Annotated in this window: 20 protein-coding genes; 10 read left to right on the forward strand and 10 right to left on the reverse strand. The window is 75.8% G+C overall.

Going from position 1 to position 23,999, the window contains the following annotated elements:
- The first annotated feature begins 85 nt into the window (after positions 1 to 85).
- Positions 86 to 544: a hypothetical protein gene (locus K5O09_RS16430; RefSeq protein ID WP_222170526.1), complete on the forward strand. Its 459-nt coding sequence runs from the start codon at positions 86 to 88 to the stop codon at positions 542 to 544.
- 73 nt (positions 545 to 617) lie between these two features.
- Here K5O09_RS16430 and K5O09_RS16435 read toward each other — a convergent pair whose 3' ends face one another.
- From K5O09_RS16435 to K5O09_RS16450, 4 genes are read right to left on the reverse strand one after another with little or no spacing between them, the layout of a single operon-like run.
- A complete protein-coding gene (locus tag K5O09_RS16435) occupies positions 618 to 2,543 on the reverse strand; it encodes a glycoside hydrolase family 127 protein (RefSeq protein WP_222170528.1) in 1,926 nt (641 codons plus the stop codon).
- Complete coding sequence (locus tag K5O09_RS16440; RefSeq protein WP_222170529.1) at positions 2,540 to 3,373, reverse strand: carbohydrate ABC transporter permease; 834 nt, start codon at positions 3,371 to 3,373, stop codon at positions 2,540 to 2,542. The genes K5O09_RS16435 and K5O09_RS16440 overlap by 4 nt, the downstream gene beginning before the upstream one ends.
- On the reverse strand, positions 3,370 to 4,332 hold the full coding sequence (locus tag K5O09_RS16445) for a carbohydrate ABC transporter permease (protein ID WP_255595806.1): 963 nt from the start codon (positions 4,330 to 4,332) through the stop codon (positions 3,370 to 3,372). The genes K5O09_RS16440 and K5O09_RS16445 overlap by 4 nt, the downstream gene beginning before the upstream one ends.
- On the reverse strand, positions 4,329 to 5,651 hold the full coding sequence (locus K5O09_RS16450; RefSeq protein WP_222170531.1) for an ABC transporter substrate-binding protein: 1,323 nt from the start codon (positions 5,649 to 5,651) through the stop codon (positions 4,329 to 4,331). Before K5O09_RS16450 ends, K5O09_RS16445 begins: the two co-directional genes overlap by 4 nt.
- A 202-nt stretch (positions 5,652 to 5,853) precedes the next feature.
- Between K5O09_RS16450 and K5O09_RS16455 the strand changes: the two genes are divergently transcribed.
- A complete protein-coding gene (locus K5O09_RS16455; protein WP_222170532.1) occupies positions 5,854 to 6,933 on the forward strand; it encodes a LacI family DNA-binding transcriptional regulator in 1,080 nt (359 codons plus the stop codon).
- Positions 6,930 to 7,160 carry a DUF6480 family protein gene (locus K5O09_RS16460; RefSeq protein WP_222170533.1) on the forward strand — a complete coding sequence of 77 codons (231 nt, stop codon included), beginning with the start codon at positions 6,930 to 6,932 and terminating at the stop codon, positions 7,158 to 7,160. The genes K5O09_RS16455 and K5O09_RS16460 overlap by 4 nt, the downstream gene beginning before the upstream one ends.
- 18 nt (positions 7,161 to 7,178) lie before the next feature.
- Here the strand turns inward: K5O09_RS16460 and K5O09_RS16465 are convergent, their stop codons facing one another.
- Positions 7,179 to 7,577, reverse strand: a complete 399-nt coding sequence (locus K5O09_RS16465; protein ID WP_222170535.1) for a phage holin family protein — start codon at positions 7,575 to 7,577, stop codon at positions 7,179 to 7,181.
- A gap of 293 nt (positions 7,578 to 7,870) precedes the next feature.
- Between K5O09_RS16465 and K5O09_RS16470 the strand changes: the two genes are divergently transcribed.
- Positions 7,871 to 10,450, forward strand: coding sequence for a LuxR family transcriptional regulator (locus tag K5O09_RS16470; protein WP_222170537.1), 2,580 nt, complete (start codon positions 7,871 to 7,873; stop codon positions 10,448 to 10,450).
- Positions 10,451 to 10,598: 148 nt separating this feature from the next.
- Here the strand turns inward: K5O09_RS16470 and K5O09_RS16475 are convergent, their stop codons facing one another.
- From K5O09_RS16475 to K5O09_RS16485, 3 genes are all read right to left on the reverse strand, one after another.
- Complete coding sequence (locus K5O09_RS16475) at positions 10,599 to 11,084, reverse strand: helix-turn-helix transcriptional regulator (RefSeq protein ID WP_222170538.1); 486 nt, start codon at positions 11,082 to 11,084, stop codon at positions 10,599 to 10,601.
- The gene (locus K5O09_RS16480) at positions 11,081 to 11,410 is read right to left on the reverse strand and encodes a hypothetical protein (protein WP_222170539.1); all 330 of its coding nucleotides are present in this window, start codon (positions 11,408 to 11,410) and stop codon (positions 11,081 to 11,083) included. The genes K5O09_RS16475 and K5O09_RS16480 overlap by 4 nt, the downstream gene beginning before the upstream one ends.
- A gap of 198 nt (positions 11,411 to 11,608) precedes the next feature.
- Positions 11,609 to 14,209 carry a helix-turn-helix transcriptional regulator gene (locus tag K5O09_RS16485; protein ID WP_222170541.1) on the reverse strand — a complete coding sequence of 867 codons (2,601 nt, stop codon included), beginning with the start codon at positions 14,207 to 14,209 and terminating at the stop codon, positions 11,609 to 11,611.
- Between the two features lie 290 nt (positions 14,210 to 14,499).
- Between K5O09_RS16485 and K5O09_RS19460 the strand changes: the two genes are divergently transcribed.
- Positions 14,500 to 16,983 (forward strand): LuxR C-terminal-related transcriptional regulator, encoded by a 2,484-nt coding sequence (locus K5O09_RS19460; RefSeq protein ID WP_222170543.1) that lies wholly within the window; start codon positions 14,500 to 14,502, stop codon positions 16,981 to 16,983.
- A gap of 40 nt (positions 16,984 to 17,023) precedes the next feature.
- On the opposite strand, the gene K5O09_RS16495 is transcribed toward K5O09_RS19460, so the two are convergent.
- Positions 17,024 to 18,073 carry a GGDEF domain-containing protein gene (locus K5O09_RS16495; RefSeq protein WP_222170545.1) on the reverse strand — a complete coding sequence of 350 codons (1,050 nt, stop codon included), beginning with the start codon at positions 18,071 to 18,073 and terminating at the stop codon, positions 17,024 to 17,026.
- A 187-nt stretch (positions 18,074 to 18,260) separates the two neighbouring features.
- On the opposite strand from K5O09_RS16495, the gene K5O09_RS16500 reads away from it, so the two are divergent.
- Together K5O09_RS16500 and K5O09_RS16505 are read left to right on the forward strand one after the other, a co-directional pair.
- A complete protein-coding gene (locus tag K5O09_RS16500) occupies positions 18,261 to 19,067 on the forward strand; it encodes a GNAT family N-acetyltransferase (RefSeq protein WP_222170546.1) in 807 nt (268 codons plus the stop codon).
- A 52-nt stretch (positions 19,068 to 19,119) separates the two neighbouring features.
- The gene (locus tag K5O09_RS16505) at positions 19,120 to 19,614 is read left to right on the forward strand and encodes a glutathione peroxidase (protein ID WP_222170547.1); all 495 of its coding nucleotides are present in this window, start codon (positions 19,120 to 19,122) and stop codon (positions 19,612 to 19,614) included.
- A 58-nt stretch (positions 19,615 to 19,672) separates the two neighbouring features.
- Here the strand turns inward: K5O09_RS16505 and K5O09_RS16510 are convergent, their stop codons facing one another.
- A complete protein-coding gene (locus tag K5O09_RS16510) occupies positions 19,673 to 19,975 on the reverse strand; it encodes a hypothetical protein (RefSeq protein ID WP_222170548.1) in 303 nt (100 codons plus the stop codon).
- 187 nt (positions 19,976 to 20,162) lie between these two features.
- Here K5O09_RS16510 and K5O09_RS16515 point away from each other — a divergent pair, with 187 nt between their 5' ends.
- The 3 genes from K5O09_RS16515 to mmsA all read left to right on the forward strand — a co-directional run bounded on the left by K5O09_RS16515 (position 20,163) and on the right by mmsA (position 23,994).
- Complete coding sequence (locus K5O09_RS16515) at positions 20,163 to 21,338, forward strand: ROK family transcriptional regulator (protein WP_222170549.1); 1,176 nt, start codon at positions 20,163 to 20,165, stop codon at positions 21,336 to 21,338.
- A 53-nt stretch (positions 21,339 to 21,391) separates the two neighbouring features.
- Positions 21,392 to 22,177 (forward strand): ATP-binding cassette domain-containing protein, encoded by a 786-nt coding sequence (locus K5O09_RS16520; RefSeq protein ID WP_222172865.1) that lies wholly within the window; start codon positions 21,392 to 21,394, stop codon positions 22,175 to 22,177.
- Positions 22,178 to 22,446: 269 nt separating this feature from the next.
- Positions 22,447 to 23,994, forward strand: a complete 1,548-nt coding sequence (gene mmsA / locus K5O09_RS16525; RefSeq protein ID WP_222170550.1) for a multiple monosaccharide ABC transporter ATP-binding protein — start codon at positions 22,447 to 22,449, stop codon at positions 23,992 to 23,994.
- Positions 23,995 to 23,999: the final 5 nt, after the last annotated feature.

The raw sequence follows: 23,999 nt of genomic DNA on the forward strand, positions 1-23,999 counted from the left end.
GCACCGCACCGAGAGCCCCGTCACACCCGCCCCCGCGGCGGGCTGCGGCGGGGCTCTCGTGCGCCCGGGCGGACTACCCTGAGGTGTGGCCACGTTCTCCTCCGTCAGCCGGCAGCACGTCCTCCAGGCGATCGCGGAGCACGACGACCGCGGCGCGGAGGCGTTCCTCGGCGTCTACGGCTTCGAGGCCACCCCGGGCGAGACCTTCTCCCACGAGGGCCGGACGTACGACGCCCGCGCGGTCCTCGCGGTCGCCCACCGGTACGCCACCGGCCGCGCCGCGACGCCCGAGGAGCTGCGCTCCGCCCCGACCGGCACCCTGCTGACCCGGCGCGGGTTCGAGGTCGCCGGCCCGGTCGCCGCGTCGCGGACGCCCTCCGCGTCGCGCTCGTCCACGCGCTCGCCCGCGGGCAGCGCGCCCCGCCGCGCCGCGAAGCCGGCCACTACCCCGCGCCGGCCCGCCCCCGAGGACCGCCCGCTGGCGATCTGCCCGACGTGCTTCACGGCGTTGCCCGCGACGGGCATCTGCGACACCTGCGGCTGAGACCGCCGCCGCGTACGAGGACGCCGCCCCGCGCGTCGGCAGCGTGCGGGGCGGCGTCCGGTCCGAGCGCGGGTCAGGCGGTCGGCAGCCAGACCCGCATCGTGCTGGGGCCGCGGTTGGCCCACGAGTGGTACGGCACCAGCCGGACCTCGACCGGCGTCCCGCCGTCCGGGTCCCCCGCGGTGCTCCCGGCCGGGGCGTACGGCCACGCGGCGTCCGGTGCCGTGACGAGCCGGCCCCGCACCCGCGCGCCGTCGCCGTCCCCGACCACCGGGCCCGCGGGGTCCACCCGCAGCCCGGCCACGTCGGCGCCGCCCGGCAGGTCCACGGACTCCGCGCACAGCACCACCGGCCCCCGCTCGACGGCGACGGTCCCCCGCACCGCGTCGACCCGGGGGTCCGCGACGGTCACCCGCGGGGCGACGTCGAGCGTCAGGCGCAGCTCGTCACCGGGCGCGAAGGCCCGCGTGACACGGACCTCGCCGCGTGTCACCTCGGCCGCCGCGCCGTCGACCCGCGCGGACCCCGCCGCCCACGCCGGCACCCGCAGCGCGATGGTCCACTCCCCCTCCGGGGCGTCGACGACCCGGACGACGACGTCGCCGTCCACCGGGTACCCCGTCACCACCTCGACGCCGACCGCACGACCGTCGCCGAGCCGGGTGGTGACGCGCGCGGAGGCGAGCTGCACGAGGTGCAGCGCGTCCTCGGACACCGCGGCCACGTACCCCCCGAGGGCCGCCACGGTGCGCGCCACGTTGGTCGGGCAGCAGGACACCTCGAACCAGGGGGCGCGCAGCCGGGACAGCGCGCGGGCGCTCACCTCGTCCGGCGCGGACTCGGTGCCGGGGACGCGCTTGTGCAGCGGGTTCGTGTAGAAGAACGCGCGTCCGTCCGCCCGCGGGGAGGTCGCGACGACGTTGTACAGCGCCCGCTCGACCACGTCGCCCCACGCCACGTCGCCCGTCGCGAGCAGCAGCCGCCAGGCGACCATCACCGACGCGACCCCGGCGCACGTCTCGCAGTACGCCCGGTCCGGCGGCAGCTCGTAGTCGTCGCCGTAGGCCTCGTCCTGGTGGTGCGCGCCCATGCCGCCGGTGAGGTACGTGCGGCGGGCGAGCGTCCGCTCGTACTGCCCGCGGACCGCGTCGAGCAGCGCGTCGTCCCCGGTCTCCACCGCCACGTCGAGCGCGCCGGCGGCGAGGTACAGCGCCCGCACGGCGTGGCCGCGCAGCACCTCGGCCTCCCGCACCGGGACGTCGTCCTGGTAGTACTCCCGCCCGAGCTCGATCGCGGCGAGCGTGCCCCGCCCGCGGCGCTCGACGAACAGCGCCGCCTGGTCCAGGTACCGGCGCTCGCCCGTGGCCCGCGCCAGCTCCGCGAGCGCGACCTCGATCTCCGGGTGCCCGCAGACGCCGTCCCGGCCGTCCGGGCCGAACTCGGCGCACACGTGGTCGGCCGCCCGCCGCGCGACCGCGACGAGCTCGTCGTCGTGGCCCGTCCGCAGGCGGGCGACCGCCGCCTGGATGAGGTGGCCGAAGCAGTACAGCTCGTGGCCCCACTCGAGGTCCGAGTACCGGGGCTCCTGCCCGGGCCTCCCGAACCGGGTGCTGAGGTAGCCGTCGGGCTCCTGGACCTGCGCCAGGAGCGCGGCGAGCTCCGCGATGCGGGCCTCGAGCGCGGGGTCGCCGGTGCGCCCGGCCTCCCAGGCCATCGCCTCGATCAGCTTGTACACGTCCGAGTCGGAGAACTCCCGCCCGGTCCGTGCTCCCACGAGCGTGCCGTCGACCGCGCGCTCGAAGTTCGCGATCCAGCCGACCCGCGTCTCCCAGTGGTCGCAGTGCGGGATGCTCGCGGTGCCGTTGACGCGCTGGCGGTCGGCCCAGAACCCCTCGGTGAGGACGACCTCGTCCAGCCCGAGCGGGCGCAGCGCACCCGCCGACGGGGCGACCGGGGTCACGGGCGGTGCAGTGGTGGTGCTTCTCACGGGGGTGGTCATCCCTTCAGCGCTCCCGACATGAACCCGTTGACGTAGTGGCGCTGCAGCACGAGGAACAGCACGACGCACGGGACGGTGAGGACGACGACACCCGCCTGGGTGGCGCCGTAGTCGATGACGCCCATGACCTGCTGGCGCATGTTCACCAGCGCGAGCGGCAGCGGCTGGTTGTCGCCGCCGACCAGGTACAGGGGCACCATGAAGTCGTTCCACGCGGCGAGGAACGCGAACAGCCCGATGGTGATGAGGCCGGGCTTGACGGCCGGCAGCAGGACGCGGCGCAGCGCGCCGAACGACCCGCAGCCGTCCACGAGGGCCGCCTCCTCGAGCTCCCTCGGCACGGACTCGAACGAGATCCGCATCATGAACATCGCGAACGGCAGCTGGAACACCGCGAGCACCAGGCCGACGCCGACCAGGGTGTTCGACAGCCCGATGTCCTTCAGCCAGATGACGAGCGGGATCAGCAGCGTCGCGTACGGGACCATGAGGATGGACAGGACGAGCAGGAACAGCGCGTCCTTGCCCGGGAACCGGAACCGCGCGAACGCGTACCCGCCGAGCGTCGCGACGACGAGGGTCACGACCACCGCGGTGGCGGTGATGCCGGCCGAGTTGCCCAGGTAGGTCAGGACGCCCGCCTGGTAGGACGCCAGCGTGGCGTAGTTGCCGAGCCCGAACCCGTCGACCTGGGCCGACCCGGGCTGCGGCGAGACCGACGACACGGTGGTCCAGATCAGCGGGTAGAGGAACAGGATCGCCAGCCCACCGGTCACGACGTAGAACGGAGTGCGTCCGAGGACGCGGGAGAAGCCGGTTACAGGGGTCACTCCTCGGGCGAGCGCCGCAGCGCCTTGAGCTGGACGACGTTGACGACCACCAGGGCCAGCAGCACGATCACCGACAGCGCGGCGGCCATGCCGAGGTCGCGCTTCGACTCGAACGCCAGGTTGTAGACGAGCTGGACGACGGTCATCGTCGAGCCGTCCGGGCCGCCCTTGGTGAGGATGTAGAACTGGTCGAACGCCAGGATCGAGCCGGTGACGCACATGATCGTCGACAGCGCGAGCGACGGCTTGAGCAGCGGCAGCGTGATCCGCCGGAACACCTGCCCCGTCCGCGCGCCGTCGATGCGCGCCGCCTCGTAGACCTCGTGCGGGATGCCCTGCAGCCCGACGAGCAGCAGCAGCATGTAGAACCCGGCGAACCGCCAGACGATGAGGACGACCGTCCCCCACAGGGCACCGTCGGCCGAGCCGAGGATGTTCACCTGGCCGCTGCCGATCCCGAACCGCTCCAGCCACCCGGAGACCGGCCCGACCTGCGGGGAGTACAGCGCGTAGAACAGCAGCGAGGCGGACGCGAGCCCCAGCGCGGTCGGCAGCAGGAACGCCGTCCGCAGGAACCCGCGCCACCGCGTGCTCTCCTGCACGAGGAGGGCCAGCCCCAGGCCGAGCGCGATCAGCAGCACCGTGGCGATCACCGTGTACGTCAGGGTGAACCGCACGGACGGCCAGAACATCCGGTGCGCGACCACCTCGGAGAAGTTCTCCGGGAAGTTCGTGCCCTGGCTGCCGCCCAGCAGCGACCAGTCGGAGCCGGACATCACGACCACGAGCACCAGCGGGACCACGAAGAGCACGAGCACGAGGGCGGCCGTGGGACTGGCGTAGAGCCAGCCCTGGAGGGCTCCGCGCGAGCGCCGCGAGCGGCGGCGCCCGGTGGGTGCGGGCACTCCGGGGCCGGCGTCCGCGCCGCCCGCCACCCGGCCCGGGGCGGCGAGGGTCACTGGGACAGCACCTCCGTGATGGCGTCGTTGTCGGCGTCGACCGTGTCGGTCCCCTCGAACGTCGCGTTGCGGATCAGGGTGACCCACGGGCTGCCGGAGGCGTTGAACGCCTCGGAGAAGAACTCCGCGACCGGCGTGCGGCCCGACTCGGCGATCTTGTTCATGGTGAGCGCCAGCGGGTTCTGCTGGGCGTACTCGTTGTCGAGCAGCGAGTTGCGTCCGGGGACCTCGCCGTTCTTGGCGATGACCTCGAGCTGGGTCTCCTCGGACATCATCCAGGCCAGGAAGTTCCACGCCTGGGCGACGTGCTCGGAGTCCTTCGAGATGCCGAGCGCGTCACCGCCGAGGAACGTCGACTGCCCGCCGTCCACGCCCGGGATGCCGGTGACGCCGACGTCGATGCCCGCCTCCTGCGCCGCGTACACCGCGGTGTTCGGGTACGGCATCACGCCGATCTGCCCGTTGGAGAACGGCGCGGTCCACGTGGCGCCGGTCTCCTCCTTCGAGCCCGCGCCGACCGCGCCGGCCTGGTTCAGCTCGTAGTAGGTCCGGTAGACGGCCTTGGCCGACTCCGAGGCGACCTCCGCGGTCCTGCCGTCGGCGGAGAGCACCTCGTCGCCCGAGGCCCACATGTACGGGAACCAGGTGAAGACACCGCACCCGCCGCAGTTGCCGCCGTAGTAGGTGCCCGAGACGCCCTCCTTGCCGAGCGCGGCGACGGCCTCGGCCTGCTCCTGGAACTCGGCGATGGTGGTGGGGCCCTTCTCCGGGTCCAGGCCGGCCTCGCGGTACAGGTCCTTGTTCCAGACCATCACGGAGATGTCCTCGACGAACGGCAGCGTGTGCAGGTCGCCGTCCGGGTCGGTGCCCGCGTCGAGGTGGCCGCGCGTGATGTCGTCCTTGAAGTCCAGGCCGTCGATCTGCTCGGTCAGGTCCGTGAACAGCCCGTTCGCGACCCAGTAGGGCAACCGGACGACGTCGCCGGCCAGCAGGTCGGGCAGCTCGTCGTTGGTCGCCGCACCGCCGACCTTGCCCTCCATGTCGTCGTTCGGGACGATCTCGAGCTCGATCTGGTTGTCGTGCGACGCGTTGTACGCCTCGACGAGCGTCGTGGCCTGCCGCTCGAGCGGCGCGCGGGTCCACATGGTCAGGGTGCTGCCGTCGTCCACGCCGTCGGGGCCGGCGGACTCGAGCTCCTCCGCCGCCGCGCCGCCGTCGGAGCCGGACCCGCAGGCGGCCAGCCCGTCCAGTGCGAGACCGGCCACGGCCAGCGTGGCGACGGGGCGGAACCCGCGCGATCGGAACAGGCGGTTGCTCATCGTGCTCTCCCTCGGAACTTCATCGTCGAAGTCGCGCGGCCCGGGGCGGGCGACACGCAGGTGTCCGGGGTTCTGCCGAAACCCTTTTCGGGGAACGTAGCCGCAGGTTCTGAGCGCCGTCAAGACTCTCGCTGAAAGTCGGAGTGTGTACGATCGCCTGGACGGGTCGGGTCGACCCGCCGGAGCTGCACCCGGAGGTGCCATGACGACCCCCGCCGGAACCCCGCGCCGTCCTGCGACCCTCTCCGACGTCGCCCGGCTCGCCGGGGTGTCCGTCGCGACCGCGTCCAAGTCGCTCAACGGCCGCCAGCAGGTGCGCGCCGAGACGCGCGCCCGCGTGCTCTCCGCGGCCGAGCAGCTCAGCTTCTCCCCCAACGTGCTGGCGCGGCACCTGCTCAGCGGACGCTCGGGCACCATCGGCCTGGTCACGCACGACCTCGAGGGACGGTTCTCGATCCCGGTGCTCATGGGCGCCGAGGACGCCGCGGGCACGGGCAAGACGTCGGTGCTGCTCTGCGACGCCCGCGGGGACGCGCTGCGCGAGCAGTACCACGTGCAGGCCCTGCTCGGACGACGCGTCGACGGACTGATGATCGTGGGGGCCCGACCCGACCCGCGGGCCCCGCTCGGGGAGCTCCCCGTGCCGGTCGTCTACGCCTACGCGCCGTCGGACGACCCGGCGGACATGTCCGTCGTCACCGACAACGTGCTCGGCGGCCGCCTGGTCGCCGAGCACCTGCTGGCGTGCGGCCGCACCCGGATCGCGGTCGTCACGGGAGACGCGACGTACGGCGCGGCGCACGACCGGGTCGCCGGGGTGCGGGCCGTGCTCGACGACGCCGGGGTCGGCCTCACGGGCGAGCCGCTCTACGGCTCGTGGAGCGAGGAGTGGGGACGCGCCGCCGCCGCGCTCGTCCTCGCGCAGCACCCGGACGTCGACGCCATCGTCAGCGGCAGCGACCACATCGCGCGCGGGGTCCTGGACCACCTGCGCGAGACGGGGCGGCGCGTCCCCGAGGACGTCGCGGTCACCGGGCACGACAACTGGGAGATCCTCGCGCTCAACGCCCGCCCGCAGCTGACGTCGGTCGACATGGACCTCGAGGAGGTCGGGCGGCGTGCCGCCGCGCTGCTGTTCGACGCGATCGAGGGCCGCGTGCGGTCGGGCACCGAGGTCGTGCCGTGCCGGCTCGTCCCGCGCGCGTCCACGGGGCCCCGGGCGGACGGGGGCGGCGGCCACCGGTCGCCGCCCGGGCAGGACGTGCCTAGCGTGTCCGGATGAGCACCAGCCCGGACCCGGACCCCGCGAACACCCCCGGCCTCGAGCCCGGCGGCGGGGTCGCCCCCGGGGACACGCCGCCCGGCGAGTCGAGCACGTCCGGGGCGGCGTTCCGTGAGCCCGACCTGCCCGGCCGGCGGACGAGCTGGATCGCCTACGGCATCGTCGGTGCCGTGGTCGCGGTCGCGCTGCTGCTGTTCATCGGCTACATCGCCGGCCTGCTGTCCTGACGCCGCCGCGCGGGGCGTTCAGGCCCGCTGCCCGCCCCGGGCCTGCAGCCGCTTGCGCAGCAGCACCATCGGCAGCAGCCACGTCGCGAGCGCCGTCACCAGCCAGACGATGACGACGGCGGCGATCCAGGTCGCCACACCGCCGGAGACCCGCAACCCGTCGGTGAACGCGCTCGCCACCAGCAGCGCGACCCAGGTCGACACCAGACCGACCCCGCCGAGGAACGCGTTCGCGTACCGGCGCGCCATCGTGGCGATGAACGGCGTCAGCACCGCCTGGACCGCGGTGAAGACGACGACGGCCGTGACGAACCCGCTCACGCCGACGTGCACGTCGTCCACCAGCAGCGCCGCCGCACCGAGCCCGAGGGCCGCGGAACCGAGGAAGATCGCCACCCGGATGAGGAAGATCACCATGTCCGGACGGTAGTGCCCGCCGGCCCGACCCACCAGAGGCGCTCGGCCCTGCCGTACGACCCGCCCGGCCGGCCAGCAGAACCCGGTGCAGGCCCCGAGGACCCCCGGTCGGACCCGTTCCGCCCCTGGACAGGACGCCTGCCCACCCGGTCGCCCGGCCTCCGGTACCTCCCGGGCGTCCTCCCGCCCCTCAGCACCAGGACCTCGGGCCTACTCTCCGTGGCGCCTGGCGCACGGCCCGCTCGTGGCGGAGCGACGCCGCTGCCGGGCGGACCGCGATCCCAGGGGGCCACATGAGCGACGCGACTCTCGACACCGCCACCCGTGCGGTGCACCGGTGGCTGACGCTCGGGCGTGACGTCGTCGTGCGAGGCGATCACGGCTCCGGGCGCTCGTCGCTGCTGGAGCTGGTGCGGCGGCTGCCGCACCGGCGCGCCGACACGGTGCTGCTGCGCGCCGCGGGCCCGACGCCCTTCGCCACGCTGCGCGCCCACGGGTCGCTGCCCACACGACGCGGCCAGCCGTGGTCGGAGCCCGAGCTGGCGGAGTGGCTCTCCGCCGAGCTCGGCTCCGAGGGCGCGCTCCTGCTGGTCGACGACGTCGAGCACGTCGACGAGGGGACGCTCTCCGTGGTCCGGAGGGTGCTCGCCCAGGGCGGCTCCGACCTCGTCGTGACCACCACGGCCGACCTCGCCCGCGAGGCCGACCCGGGTCTCGCGCGGCTCGTGGGCGAACGCGCCCCGGCCGAGGTGCTGCTGCCGCCCTTCGGTCACACCGAGCTGCACGCCCTGGCCCGCACGGTGCTCGGCGGTGCCGTGGACGCGGCGCTCGTCGCCGAGCTCGTGACCGTGTCGGCCGGGAACCCCCGGGTCGCCACCCTCGTGCTGCAGTCGGCCCGCTGGGCCGGAGCCGTCGGCCGGTCCGACGACCGCTGGACCGTGACGAGCCCCCTGCGCGACGTGCCCGGCGACCCGGTCGCGCACCTGCTGACCGCCCGGCTGCCGCACCACCACGTCGACGCGCTGGAGCTGGTCGCGTGGCTCGGCACCCCGGACCACGACACCGTCGCGCGTCTCGTGCCGCCCGCCACGGTCGACGCCCTCACGTCACGGCGCCGGCTGCTCGGCTTCACGGACGGCGAGGGCGTCTCGCGGTACGCCGTCTCCCCGCCTGCCCTCGCCCACGCCCTGCGTGGCCGCCTGCGGCCCGAGCGCAGGCGCCGGCTCGCCCACCTCGCCGGAGAGCCCGCCACCGCCGCCGCCGTGGTGCCCGTGACGCCGCTCGAGCTCGGTGAGGACGTCGCCGTGCCGCTGGTGCGGCGCGGCACGGAGCTCCCGCAGCGCTCGCCGGAGGTCGCGGGCGCCCTGCAGGAGCACGAGCGGTCCCGCGAGAACGCGCTGCTCGACGCGTGGCACGACGACCCCGGCGTGGTGACGGCCAACGCCCTGCTGGACGTGCTCGGCCGGCGCCCGGCCCACGACCTCGCGCGGGAGGTCGTCGCGGGCACCCGCCTGCGTGCTGACGACGACCCCGCCGCGCGCGCGGTGCTCCGCGCGACCGAGCTGCGCTGGCTCGTGTGGTCCGGCGCGGGCCCGGGCGACCGGGCCGCGTTCCTCGCCGAGCACGCGGACGAGCTCGGCCCGCTCGCCGCCGCGTTCCAGGTCCACGACGAGGTGGCGGCCGCCGTCCGGTCGGGGGCGGACGACACGACGCTGCTCGGTCCGCCGGCCCCGGCCGTCCTGGCGGGACCCGCCGGGGCCGGCGTCGCCGCCCGGGTCGCCGTCGCGCGGGCCGCGGCGCTGCTGCGGTCCGGGCGCCCGGACCTCGCGCTGCGCCTGTGCCGGTCGACGGTGCTCGCGACGCCCCCGCCGGGCGAGGCGCGCCACCACCGTGACGCGGTCGCCAGCGTCGCCACCGTCCTCCTGGGTCGCCTGGACGAGGCCGAGGCCCGGGCGCGCCGTGGCCTCGCCGCCGCCTACGCCCGCGCCGACGTGCTCGGCGTGCGGGTGCACGCGTGCCTGCTCGCCGAGGTGCTCGTCTGGTCGGACAGGGGTGCCGCGGCGTGGCGGACGCTCACCGGCGCACTCCGCCTCGGCCCCGCCGGCCCCGTCGGCACGACGTTCCACCGGCGTGCGCTCAGCATCGCCGCGATCCTGCGGGTGTCCACGGGCGACGTCGACACGGCCCAGTCGATGATGGCGACGCTGGACGCCGCACCGAGGGCCGACCGCCCGGTCGTCGGCTCTCTGTCCGCCCTCGCGCGCGCCGCCGTCGACGAGGTCACGGGCCCCGGGCCGGTGGACGCGCTGTGGGAGCGTGGGCTGCGGTACGCCCAGGAGGGCCTGCGGCAGCCCGCGCTCCTGTGCTGGTCGTTCAGCACCGCGACGTACACCCCCGAGCAGCTCGCGGTCGTGCGGGACGCCTACGACGCGGCGCCCCTGCCGCTGCTCGAGCCGTACCTCCGGCTGCACGAGGCCCGGACCGCCAGGGACGTCGCCGCGGTCGTCGAGCGGCTGCACGCCCTGCCCGCGGACCTCGGCGGCCGGTTCCGCCACGCGATGGGGCACCTCGACGGCGTCGCGCTGCCGGACCACCGCCCGCCGGCGCGCGTCGTGCTGCGCGCCGAGGCCCGGCTCACCACGCTGTCGCCCCGCGAGCGGGAGGTCGCCACGCTCGCCCGCGAGGGCATGTCGAACCGCGACATCGCGGGCGAGCTCGGGCTCAGCGTGCGCACCGTCGAGAACCACATGAGCGCCGTGCTGCGCAAGCTCGGTTTCGCGCGCCGCTCGGACCTGAGCTGGTGGAACGCCACCGGCGTGGTCGCCACCGCACCGGGCGGCCCGGGCCGCCCCGCCCGGGCGCGGACCGGCTGACCACCCGGGCGCGGACCCCGCCGGCCGCCGGGACGCGGTGGGGCGCGGTGGGGCGCGGCGGGGCTCGGCGCCGACGAGCCGGCGCCGACAGGCTCGGCGGGGCGCCCGGGTCCCCCAGCCGGGCGGCGCGGGCTGCCCGGTCGGTCCGTCAGGTGCGCGAGGACGCCCACGCGACGCCGGAGCCCCGGCGGTCGGCACCCGCACCGGCGTGGCGCGCGTCCGCAGACCGCGGCCGGTGCGGCGGCCGGCTGTCGCGGCGGGCGCCCACCAGCACCTCGAGGCCGCGCGGGACGATCGCGTCGGCGATCTCCCCGACGACCTGGAGCACGGCGCCGTCGCGCACCGCGTAGCGCACCTGGCGGCCGCGCCGCTCCCCGAGCACGGCGTCGCCGACCACGAGGCCGGCGCGCTCGAGCTCGCCGAGGTACTTCAGCACGCCGGAGCGCGACATCCCGAGGGCGTCGGCGATCTCCCGGCAGATCATCCCGGGGCGGGCGGAGAGCAGCTGCAGCACCGCGAACCGCGGCGAGACGACCGCGGCCAGCGCCGTCGAGATCTCACCCGCCGCCGTGTCCGGCTCGTCGACGGCGACGAGCGCGGGGACCGCAGGCGCGGTCGCCGTCGCGGCGCTCACCGCGCGGGGTGGACCGCTCCGGGCACGGAGGCCCGGGCGTCCGCGTCGGCGGGGAGGCGGCGGCCCGGGACGGGGGCCGGCCGGTCCGGCTCCGTGCTGAGCACCGCGGCGAGCAGACGGTCCAGGAACCGCGCGCGCGTCCCGGCGGCCAGGTGCACGGAGCCGTCCGCGGCCACGTCGACGTGGCCGCGGACGCGCAGGTCCCGGAGCGCGCGGACGTCCGCGTCCGGGAGCTCGTCGGCCTGGTCCGGACGCAGCGGCCCGTCGAGGAGTCGCGCGACCAGGCGGCCGCGCGCGGGGTCTGCGAGGTCGGTCGTGGCGGACATGGGTGCTCCTCGGTGTCGGTGCGCTGCGGGCGCCGGGCGGACGGCTGGGTGGACCCGCGACCGCGAGCGGTTCCCCCCCATCGTGCGGACGCCCCGGGGCCGTCGGACCGTCGCTCCCTCCCGACGCGGGTCGGTCGGGCCCCGATTGAGTACCCGTGCACCCGTCGGCGGGGGTCGACGGGCCCGGGGTGAGGTGGTTCACGCGTCGCTCCGCAGCCGCGGGCCCAGCCACGTGGCGGCCACGCGCAGCAGGTCCGCGCGGCCCTCCACGCCGATCTTGCGGTACGTGCTGAAGACGTGGTTCTCCACGGTGCGCACGCTGAGGGTCAGCTCCGCGGCGATCTCCGCCGTGCCCAACCCGGCCACGACGAGCCGCAGCACGTCGACCTCCCGCGGAGAGAGCTCCAGGGCGTCCAGGTACGGCGCGAAGACGCCGGGGGCGTGCTGCGCGATGTCGAGCGAGGTGGCCCACGCCGCCTCGACCTGCGCGACCGCAGCGGCGGTCTGCCCCCGCTGCCGCAGCACGCGCGCCCGCGCGACCCCGGCCCGGACCGTGTACAGGACGGCTCCGCACCGCTCGAACCGCTCGGCGGACGCGGCCAGCGCCGCCTCGTCCTGCTCGCCCAGCGCCCGGGCGTAGTCGACGAGCGCCTCGAGCAGCCCCCCGTCGACCCGGGTGCCCAGCTCCGCGACGGCCCGGGCGCGGACGGCGTCCGGCCGGCGCTCGAGCGCCTCGACGGCGAGGAAGACGGCCGCCGCCAGGTACCCGCCCGCGAGGTGCTCGTCGACGGCGGACCAGAGCCCGTCCGCGTCGTCGGCCGCGAGCGCCACCAGCGCGTCGCCCGAGGCCATCAGCGGCAGCGGCCCCGCCTGCTGCCGGGTGGCCGCCGCCTGGCGGGCGACCCCCACCGCGTACGCCTCCTCGCCGCGCCACAGCGCCGCCAGCAACGCGACCGAGAGCAGCCCGACGTGGTAGTGCTTCTGGAGCGTCCCCACCGACGTCACCGTCAGCGCGGAGGACAGCCAGTCGTCGAGCTCGGCGACGCGGCCGCCGACGGCCAGCCCGAGAGCGGTGACGTACGCGAGCGGACGGAACGACGCCGGGTCGGACGCGAGCTGGCCCACGTCGGCCGGCACGGTCGTCGCGGTGGCGAGGTCCGGCTCGTCGGCGGCCAGCAGACGGGCCAGGCCCTCGCACGCGAGGTGGTGCCGGTGGAAGATCGGCAGCTCGGGGGCGGATGCGGCCAGCAGCGACCGTGCCGCGGCGGTCCGCCCACGGGCGAGCTCCGTCTCCACCGCGACCCCCCGGCTGGCCTCCGCGTTGAGCGGGTTCCTGTCCTCGGCGGCGGTGGTGCGGGGGGCCTTCGGGACGCGGTCCAGGAGCAGCCCGAGGTGGGCGCCGGTGGCCCGCAGGTAGGCGCCGTGCGACGGCACCGCGACCTCCGCCTCCGCCAGCACCCGCCGGGCGTCCACCAGGCGTCGGCGGCCGACGGCCAGGTAGACGGCGTACCACGCCTCGAGCTGCGCCCGGTCCGCGTCGCCGCCGATCTCCCGGGCGGTGCCGCGGTAGACCTCGAGCACCTGGTCGTCGACGGCGGCCGCGGCGCTCTGCGGCGCAGCGAGCGTGGCCTCCAGCAGCTGCGCGCCCGCGGCGGGACCGCGGTCCTGGGCCCACGCCTCCTGCAACCGGTCGCGGACCTCCTCCCAGTGGTCCGCGAGCCGCTTGCTCACGACGGCCTCCGGGCTGTGCACCCGGGCGCCCGCGGCCGCCCGCGCCGGGTGGGGCACGTGCGGCGCCTCGTCCGCGAGGCGGGCCTCGATCTCGAGCCGCAGCGTCGCCGGGCACTGCGCCACCAGGTGGTCGCCGAGCAGCGGCGGGTACAGACCCATCGCCCCGCTCCCCGACCCGTCGAGAGCCCCGACCAGCCCCGCGCGCTGCAGGTCCAGCAGGCGCGCGTCGTCGACGAGGGCCCGCACCCGCCGGACGTCGAGCGGGCCGGCCACCGCCAGGAGGGTCAGGTCGCCGACCGCGCGGGTGTCGAGGTCGGCGAGGTAGCCGTCGAGCGTGTGGGCCAGCTCCGGCGACCAGAGCGGGGCCGTCGCACGCCACACGGCACCGTCGTAGGTGAGCGTGCCGGTGCGGCGGCCGACCGTCACGAGCGCGCGGACCAGACCGGGGATGCCGCCCGACTTGGTCGCGAGGCGGGCGACGGTCGACGAGTCGACCGGCCCGCCCAGCAGGTCCTGCGCGCCGGCCTGGACCTCGCCGAAGCGCAGCGGGGCGAGGGGGAGCCGGACGCCGGGCTGCATCGCGGGCAGCACGGCCACCACCGCCTCGTCGCGCTCGGTGCCGAGCCGGCGCGTGACGAGCGTCGGAGCGGGCACGGTGGTGCGCAGCGCCGCGACGACTCCGGCGCTCGCCGGGTCGAGCCCGTCCAGGTCGTCGACGACGATCACCGCGCCGCGCCCGCGGACGCGGGGCCTGAGCGCGGCGAGGACCTCGCCCACGCTGGACGCGCCGCCGCGCGGCAGCTCGAAGCCCGCAGCCGAGATGCCGCCGAGCGGACGGTCACGCAGCGCCGGCACGCCGGTGAGGCGCAGGACGGGCACGCCCTCGTCGACGAGCGTCTGCTCGACGAGGTCGGCCGTGCGCGAGCGACCCGAGCCGCGGTGGCCCACGACGTCCACGCTCACGCCCTCGTTCAGGTACGCCACGACCTCTGCGACGACGTCCATGCGCCACCCCTTCTCCCGTCGGGCGGGCAGGAGGGTCGCGCGGCGCCCGAGCGTCCGAGCCATGGTGGGGCGTCCTTCCGTGCGGTGAGTACGTCGGGTGCGCACCTCGGGGGTGCCGGGGTGCTGGATCGAGCGGGGCCGCACGCCGACCCGCACCCGGTGAGGGGCCCACCGGGGGGCGGCGCGCGCCGACCAGGGGCCTGGGGCACGCACCCGGTCGTGACCACGGTGCGGCACCCCCGGACCACGCAACCGCGCACGCGACGGCTCCGTAGGTGGCGCGCCGGGGATTGGCAGCGGCACCGGCGGACGACAGGATGGGCTGCCCGACGGCGCTGCTCAGGAGGTGGGCGATGGACCGGACCCTCGACGTGGCGGGCGACGCGCTGCGGTGGCTCGACCTGGGCCGGGACGTGCTCATCCGGGGGGAGGAGGGCTCGGGCCGCACGACCGCGCTCGACGACCTCGTGCGGCGGGCGACCGCGGCCGGCACGCACGTGCTGACCCTGCGGGCGTCCCACGTCCCGGAGGCGCCGCCCCTCACGCCGGTGCTGCTGCACGAGCTGACCCGGTCGCCGCGGACCGGGGGGCGGACGCCGGTGCCGGAGCTCGTCGACGTGCTCGCGGAGGAGCTCGCCGGCCGCCGCAACGTGCTCGCGGTGGACGACCTGGACCACCTGGACCCCGCGACGCTCGTGGTCGTCGAGGAGCTCCTGCGGCGCACGTCGTGCCTGCTCGCCGCGACCGTCGACTCCGCGGTCCTGGAGGGCCCGGCGCGGCGCACGCTCGCGGGCCGCGCGCCCGCCGAGGTCGCGGTCGCCCCCCTCGGGGAGCCGGGGACCGCCGCCCTGCTCCGGGAGCGGCTGCAGGGTCCCCCCGCCCTCGCCCTGACCGCCGCACTGCTCAACCAGTCCGGCGGCCACCCCGCGGTCGCCCTGGCCCTGCTCGACGCGGCCCGGTGGTCGGGCGCCGCGGACCGGGTCGACGGCGTGTGGGACCTCGTCGGCCCGCTGGAGGAGGCACCGCTCGACGCGGCCGTGCACGCGCTGACCCGCCGCCTGGACCCGCGGCTGGTCCACGCGCTCACGCTGCTCTCGTGGACGGGGCCGGTGCCCGCCGCCGACGCAGCCGAGCTCACCGGGGCCGCCCTGTTCGACGAGCTGGTGGCCCGGGGCCGGCTCACCGTGTCGGCCGCCGACGCCGACGGCCTGGTGCTCGTCACGCCGCCCGCGCTCGCCCACGGGCTCGTGCGGAGGCGGACGCCGGCGCAGGCGAGGCACGACGACGCCGTCGTGCGCGCGCACTTCGGCGACGACTACGCCCCACGCCCTCACACCGCCGTCGACGCCGCGGTGCCGGACACCCTGACCTGGCAGCTCGCCGCGGAGAACCCGTCGGCGGCCTGGACGTCGGCGACCGCCGGCCTGCTGCTCGACCGGGTGTCGGTGCAGCGGGCCGCCCGCCGGGCCGCGTGGCGCGAGGCGCCCACCGTCCGGCACGCGGTCGCGCTGCTCGACGCGTTCTCCGGAGCCCCGGACCGCTCCCTGGTCCGGGACGTCCTCGCCCACGTGTCGCGCGGCCCCGACGACGACCCCGCCGACCTCGCCCGGCTGCTCGAGCAGCAGGTGCAGTGGTCGGCGTGGGCGGACGAGGACCCCGGGGCCGTGGTGCGCACCGCGGAGCGGCTCGACCTGCGGGCCGGCGCGCGGACGCCGCTGGCGGACGCGCGGGAGCTGGTGGCCGCTGCCCGCGCGGCGGTCCACGACGGGCGACCGGACGAGGCGCTCGCCCTGCTCGACGCGGCGGAGGGGGCCCCGCCGGAGCCCGCGCGTGCCGCCGTGGAGGCGGTGCGGACGGACGCGCTGCTGTTCGACGGACGCGTGGAGGAGGCGGCGACGTGGGCACGGGCGCACCTCGCGCACGCCGCCGCCGAGCTGGACGCCGCGGCCGTGCGTGCCCACACCTCGACCCTGGCCGGGCTGCAGATCGTGTCCGGCCGCGGGCAGGACGCCTGGCCCTGGCTGAGCGTCGCCCTGCGGCTGGGCCTGCCCGGGCCCTTCGACGACCCGATGCCGCTGCGGGTGGTGCCGCTCGGCGCCGTGGTGCACGCGCGGGCCGGCGACCTGCCGTTCGCACAGCTGCTGCTGCGGGAGCTCGACCACCGCGACCTGTCCGGCGACCCGCTGCTCCGGGCGCTCACGGCGTGGGCGCAGGCGGAGGCGCACTACGCCCGCGGCGAGGTCGACGCCGGCAACCGGCTGCTGTGGGAGCGCGGGCTCGAGGCCGCGGAGGCCGGGCACCTGACCGCGGCGATGGTGTGCTGGTCCTGGGTGGCGTGGGTGTACCCGGCGGACCGGCTCCGGGTCGTGCTCGACCGCTTCCCGGCCGACCGGCTCGCCCTCTTCGGACCCGTGCTCGAGCTGCACCGCGCGCTCACCGAGGGCCCGAGCGGTGCCGTCGTGGCGGCGGTGGGCGGGCTGCGCTCCACCCTGGGCCCGGCGCAGTCGCGCGTCGTGCTGGACCGGCTCACGGAGCTCCGCGCGCACGAGGGTCTCCCGCCGCTCACCGCCTCGCAGGTGTCCGAGGCGGCGGGCGTGCCCGGGGGCCGCGGCCTCGACCCGTCCGTGGAGCGCGCGGCCTCCGGCACCGACCCGCTGAGCGACCGCGAGCGGGAGGTCGCGCTGCTCGCACGGGCCGGTCTCAGCAACCGGGACATCGCCGCGCGGCTGTTCCTCAGCGTGCGGACGGTCGAGAGCCACATGTACCGGGCGCTGCGGAAGCTCGGGCTGGCCGCGCGCACCGAGCTGGCCACGGACTGGGACCCCGACGCGGGCTGACCCGGCGCGGCGGGACGGGTCCCGGGTCACCGGGAGGCCGTCAGACGGCCGGCTCGCCGCTCTCCCACGAGGGGCCCTGCCGCAGCCGGCCGGGGACGCCCGGCGACGACGGCTCGACCGCCGTGCGGTCCCGTCCGCCGCGCTTGGCCGCGTACAGGGCGATGTCCGCCGACGCGAGGGCGGTGGCCGGGGGTGTGCCGGCGTGGACCACCGCGACGCCGGCCGAGAAGGTGGTCCCCGACCCCGAGGCGCGCCACTGCTCGCGCACCCGGTCGACCAGGCGGACGGCGTCGCTGGGGTGGGTCTGCGGGAGCACCAGCACGAACTCCTCGCCCCCGAACCGGACGACCATGCCGCGACGGCCGACGTGCTCGTCGAGCAGCCGCGCGAACGCGACCAGGACCTGGTCCCCGACGACGTGGCCGTGGCGGTCGTTGACGAGCTTGAAGTGGTCCAGGTCGCAGATCACCAGGCAGTCCCCGGGCGTCTGCGCCGCGAGCTGCGCGTCGAGCGCCCGCCGGTTGCCGACGTGGGTGAGGGCGTCGGTCTCCGCGGCTGCCCGCAGCGCCTGCTCCTGCCGGAGCGTGATGCGGCTGGCGAACCGCAGCGCGATCGCGGTCGACAGCCACACCGCCGTGTACGTCAGCAGCCGCAGCACACCGGGCCCGCCGAGGACCGGCAGCAGCGCCAGGTACGTGCCCCAGCCGAGCGGCACGAGGCCCAACGACCAGCCGAACGGCAGGAACAGCCCCGTGTAGACGAACGACAGCCCGACGAGCCCGAGCAGGGCGTTCGCACCCGCCTCGCTCGTGAGGCCGATGCCGGCCAGCCCGGCGAGCGCCCCGACCGGGAACGCCGCGACGAGCCAGGTGCGCGGCCGGCTCCGGAACGAGAGCAGCACCAGCGCGAGCTGCGGGACCGACACGGCGACGAGCGTGCGGAGCGTCGCGGCGTCGCGGTCGAACAGGACGTAGGCGAGGACGACCACCGTGCCCGTCACGCCCGCCAGGGTCCGCCCGTAGACCATGGCGAGGTAGCGCGGACGGTCGTCCGCGCTCCCACCGGGGCCGCCCTCCTGCTGGAGCGTCACGTGGCGCACACCGGGTACATCGACACGCGGGACGCACCGGATGAGGGTTCGACCGCCCGGCGGCCGCACGGCCGGACGCTCCCGCGGGTGCCGGGTGCGGGCCACTTCCTGCGGAGCGGCCATGGAGCGGGGACCGGCACCGGTGCCATCGTCCCCGGGAGACACACCCCGCCACCGGGAGGACGCCGTGCCCCTGCTGCTCGACCACGCCCGCCGCGCACTGGATGCGGTGCCCCTCAACGTCGGCTTCGCACGCGCCGCGCTGGACGTCGCCGGCGTGACGCCCTGGGCCGACCGGGAGCGCGATCCGCGGGCCTTCCACGTCGCCCACCCGTACGGGATGTCGCTGGTGTGGGGAGCGGCCGCCGGGGAGGTGCGGGACGCGGTCGCCGCGCACCTCGCCGCGCGGCGCGCGGCCGGCCACGAGGAGTGGCTGCAGATCGACCCGCGGTGGACGACGCCGGCGTGGGACGACGTGCTCGGTGCCGTACCGCTGGAGGTCGCCGGCGACCGGCCGGCTCCCGGGTCGGTGGTGCGGCACACCCGGGTGAACTTCGCCTGCGACCCGGCGGCCCACCGGGCGCGCCTCGGCGCGCTGCGGCCTCCGGAGGGCTGGCGGACCCGCCGGGCCACCGAGGCCGACTTCGCGCGGTCCGGCGCCGTCGTCCCGTCGGGGTTCTGGCCGGACGCGGCGAGCTTCCTGGCCCACGGCGGCGGCACGGTGGTGGAGCGGGACGGGCGCGTCGGCGCGATCGCCTTCACGTCGTACCGGACGGGCGACGACCTGGAGCTCGGCATCGAGACCGACCCGGCGTTCCGCCGGCAGGGGCTCGCCTCCGCCGCGGCAGCGGCGATGCTGGCGGACGTGCTGGACGCCGGGCTCACGCCGGTGTGGTCGTGCCGGGAGGACAACGTCGGGTCGGCGCGGCTCGCGCAGCGCCTGGGGTTCACCCCGTCCAGCCGCACGCCGTACTACCACCTCCTCCCGTGGTAGACCGGTGTCACCGAGGGGTGACGACGGGCGACGACGGACGAGGAGCTGCCACGTGGAGCTGGACGGGATCACGGTGCGCACGCTGCGCGGCGAGGAGACGACGTTCGGGGCGCTGACCGGCGGGCGCGTCGCCCTGGTCGTCAACGTCGCGTCGCGGTGCGGCCTGGCGCCGCAGTACGAGCAGCTCGAGGACCTGCACCGCCGGTACGGCGGGCGCAGGTTCACCGTGGTGGGTGTGCCGAGCAACCAGTTCCTGCAGGAGCTGTCGTCGTCGGACGCCATCGCCGAGTACTGCTCCACCACGTGGGGCGCGACGTTCCCGATGCTCGAGAAGACCCCGGTGAACGGCCGGCACGCGCACCCGCTCTACCGGGCCCTGACGCGCCACCCCGACGATGCGGGCCGCGCCGGGCGGATCACGTGGAACTTCGAGAAGTTCCTCGTCGCGCCGGACGGCCGCGTGCGCCGGTTCCGGCCGCGCGTGCGCCCGGACGCCCCCGAGGTCGTCGCGGCCGTCGAGGAGCTCCTCGGCCCCGCCCCGGCCTGACCGCGCGATCCCCGCGAGCGCGGCGCGCACGAGCGCGGCGCCGCCGTGCGCCCCGACCTCAGCGCGGAGCCCGCGGCAGCGACCGCGCGGCCGGCTCCGCGAACTCCAGGGTGATCCGCAGGTACCGCAGCTCCCGGGAGTCCAGCACCCGACCCGCGCCCGCGTAGTGGATGGTCTCGCCGTCGATGAGCTCGAGCACCGCCATCGGCGCGTCCACGAGCAGCGTGTCCGTGGTCACGTCCTCGACGCGCAGGCTGGCGGCCGTGCCCTCGATCCGCACGGTGTGCCCGCGCAGGTCGACGGCCCGCAGCAGGGCGCGGGTCTCGCCGTCGCGGAGCAGGATGCGGGTCGGTCGGAGCACGGGGGTCCCTTCGGCGATCGGCGGGGCGGCGCCCACCACCCGGTCTCCCGATCGGCAAGCGCTCACCGCCGGGCCAGGACTTTCGTCCGCGACCTCGGTCACACCCGGGCGGTGCCGTGCGCACCGAGTACCCTGCGTCCAGCGCGTGCGTGGACGACGTGCGGCACGAGACGGGAGGCTGTCGGCGATGGCTGGCTCGCAGACCGCCCTCCGCGAGGCGAACCGCGCGACCGTCATCGAGACCGTGCGCCGCTACGGCGGCCTGACGCAGGTCGAGCTCGCAGCGGCCACCGGCCTGTCGGCGGCCACCGTGTCGAACATCGTGCGCGAGCTGCAGGGCGCCGGCGCCGTGGACGTCCGCACCACGATCCACAACGGCCGCCGGGCGCAGCTCGTCACGATGGTCCACCGCACGGGCATCGCGGCGGGCGTGCGGATCGGCACCCGGCACATGTCGATCGCGCTGGCCGACTCCGCGCAGCAGGTGCTGGTGGAGCAGACGCTGCCCCTGCCGCACGAGCACCGCGCGGACACGAGCCTGGACCGCGCGGCCCTGCTCGTCGTCGAGCTGCTGGAGCGCGTCGGGTCGTCGCTGGGCGAGCTGCTGGGCATCGGCATCGGCGTGCCCGCCCCCGTGGACGCGGCGACGGGCACCATCTCGGTGCCGGGCATCCTGCGCGGCTGGGACGACGCCCCCGTGGCGCAGGTGATGTCCAAGCGGCTGGGCGTCCCCGTCTTCGTCGACAACGACGCGAACCTCGGAGCGCTCGCGGAGAGCCGGGTGGGCGCCGCGCGGCTGTACCAGGACTCCGTGTACGTGCGCGTCTCGCACGGCACGGGCGCGGGCGTGGTGCTGTCCGGCCGGCTGCACCGCGGCTTCGCGGGGACCGCCGGGGAGATCGGCCACGTGCAGGTGGACGCCGGCGGGGTGGTGTGCCTCTGCGGCAGCCGCGGCTGCCTCAACACGGTGGTCGGGGCGCCCGCGCTCATCGAGGTGCTCCGGGCGAGCCGCGGCCCGTTGACGCTGCGCGACATCGTGACGCTGGCCGTCGACGGCGACCCGGGCTGCCGGCAGGTGGTCGAGGACGCCGGCTCCGCGGTGGGCGCGGTGGTCGCGGGCCTCGCGATCGCGGTCAACCCCCAGTGCGTGGTGGTGGGCGGCGAGCTGGCGGAGACCGGCGAGGTGCTGCTGGCCCCGATGCGCGAGGCGATCCGGCGGCGGGTGCCGCTCAACCACATCGCACCGCTGGAGGTGGTGGCCGCGGAGCTCGGCCCCCAGGCGGAGGTGATCGGGGCGCTGCTGCTGGTCCTCGAGAACACCCACGAGCTGACGCACTGGTTCGAGCACCAGGACGGAGACTGATCGAGGTGGACGACGCACCGGCGACGGGGCCGGCGGTGATCGAGGAGGTGACGATGGCAGGCACGCAGGCAGCACCACGCCCTCCGGTGCTCTCGCTGCGGCAGGTCACCAAGCGGTTCGGCGCCGTGGAGGCGCTGACCGGCGTGAACCTGGAGCTGCACGCGCACGAGGTCGTGGCGCTGGTGGGTGACAACGGGGCGGGCAAGTCGACCCTCGCGAAGATCGTGTCCGGGGTGCTGCAACCGGACGCCGGGCTGGTGGAGGTCGCCGGGGAGCCGGTGAGCATCCCCAACCCGGCCGCCGCGCACGCGCTGGGCATCTCGACGGTGTTCCAGGACCTCGCCCTGTGCGAGAACCTCAGCGTGACGGCGAACATCTTCCTGGGCCGGGAGCTGCGCACGTCGCGTCTGGGGCCGATGGACAGCGACAGCATGGAGCTGGAGGCGGCGCGGCTGCTGCGGGACCTCACGGTGTCGGTGCCGTCGGTGCGGGTGCCGGTGCGCGAGCTCTCGGCGGGGCAGCGGCAGGCGGTCGCGATCGCGCGGACCCTGACGACCCGGCCGCGGATCCTCGTGCTCGACGAGCCGACCGCCGCGCTGTCGGTGGTGCAGACGGCCGAGGTGCTGATGCTGGTGGAGCGGCTGCGGGCGATGGGCCTCGGCGTGGTCCTCATCAGCCACAACCTGGCGGACCTGCGGGCGGTCGCGGACCGCATCGAGGTGCTGCGGCACGGGCGGAACAACGGGTCGTTCGACGCGGGGACGTCGGCTCCGGAGGAGATCATCGGTGCCATCGCCGGCGCCACCCGCGTGGTCCGGCCGATGTGGGCCACCCGGTAGGGATTGCCTTCAGAGGTTGTGGTCAACGCGCGTGACCAGCACGTGAGCAGCGCCCGGACAGCCCGTGAGACCCGCCCCGCGCCAGGCGACGACCGCGCGAGGCCGCGATTCACTCCCCCGGACGACCCCCCGCGCGTTGCGATCCGATAACGAAGAGCCGTCCTTGCCTTCAGAGGTTGACGGCTAGGACGCCACGTCCCTAGTGTCCGACGCGGACCACGACCGGCGACGACGCCGGCCCGTGCAGCGAGGCACAGGGAGCAGGAACGATGACGGACACCCCCGTCGTCCTCGAGATGAGGTCGATCACCAAGGTCTTCCCGGGCGTGCGCGCCCTGGACGACGTCTCGATGACGGTGCGCGCGGGCGAGATCCACGCGATCTGCGGCGAGAACGGCGCCGGCAAGTCGACGCTCATGAAGGTCCTGTCCGGCGTCTACCCGCACGGCAGCTACGACGGCCAGATCGTCTACCACGGCGAGGAGATGCGCTTCAAGGACATCAAGTCCAGCGAGCGCGCGGGCATCGTCATCATCCACCAGGAGCTCGCGCTCATCCCCGAGCTGTCGATCGCCGAGAACATCTTCCTCGGCAACGAGACCACGGGCCGGTTCGGCATCGACTGGGAGACCGCCCGCGAGCGCGCCGCCGAGCTCATGGCCCGCGTCGGGCTCGACGCCTCCCCCGACGAGCAGATCAAGAACCTCGGCGTCGGCAAGCAGCAGCTCGTCGAGATCGCCCGGGCGCTGTCCAAGGACGTGCGGCTGCTGATCCTCGACGAGCCGACGTCGGCTCTCAACGAGGAGGACTCGGCGCACCTGCTGGACCTGCTGCGGGGCCTGCGCTCCAAGGGCATGACCAGCATCATGATCAGCCACAAGCTCAACGAGATCGCCGCGATCGCCGACTCCATCACGATCATCCGCGACGGCCGCACCGTCGAGACGCTCGACGCCGCGGCGGGCGAGGTCGACGAGGACCGCATCATCCGCGGCATGGTCGGCCGGGCCCTGGACCACCGCTTCCCCGAGCACACGCCGCAGATCGGCGAGACGTTCTTCGAGGTGACGGGCTGGACCGTCGAGCACCCGCAGGTCCCCGGCCGCCTGGTCTGCAAGCGCTCGTCGTTCCACGTCCGGCACGGGGAGATCGTGGGCTTCGCCGGCATCATGGGCGCAGGCCGCACGGAGCTCGCCCGGTCGCTGTTCGGCCGGTCCTACGGGCGCTGGCTCGGCGGGCAGATCACCATCGACGGCCGGCCGGTCGAGCTCCACACCGTGCAGCAGGCCATCGCGCACAAGATCGCGTACGTCCCGGAGGACCGCAAGGTCCAGGGCCTCAACCTGCTCGACACCATCGCGGACACCATCGTGTCCTCCGACCTGCGACGGGTCACCCGCCGGGGCGTGCTGGACCCCGACGCGGCGCACCTCGCCGCCGAGGAGTACCGCCGCTCGCTCAACGTCAAGGCGCCGTCCGTGGAGGTGGGCGTCGTGAAGCTGTCCGGCGGCAACCAGCAGAAGGTGCTGCTCGGCAAGTGGATGTTCCCCGAGCCGGACCTGCTGATCCTCGACGAGCCGACGCGCGGCGTCGACGTCGGGGCCAAGTACGAGATCTACGGCCTGGTGAACCGGCTCGCGGACGCCGGCAAGGGCGTGGTGGTGATCTCGTCCGAGCTGCCCGAGCTGCTCGGCCTGTGCGACCGCATCTACACGATCTTCGAGGGACGCATCACCGGCGTCCTCGACCGGTCGGAGGCCACGCAGGAGAACCTCATGCGACTCATGACGGGCAGCAGCCCGGCTCTCACCCACTGATCACG

Origin of the sequence: Cellulomonas sp. C5510, from assembly GCF_019797765.1 — a bacterium.
Taxonomy (GTDB): Bacteria; Actinomycetota; Actinomycetes; order Actinomycetales; family Cellulomonadaceae; genus Cellulomonas.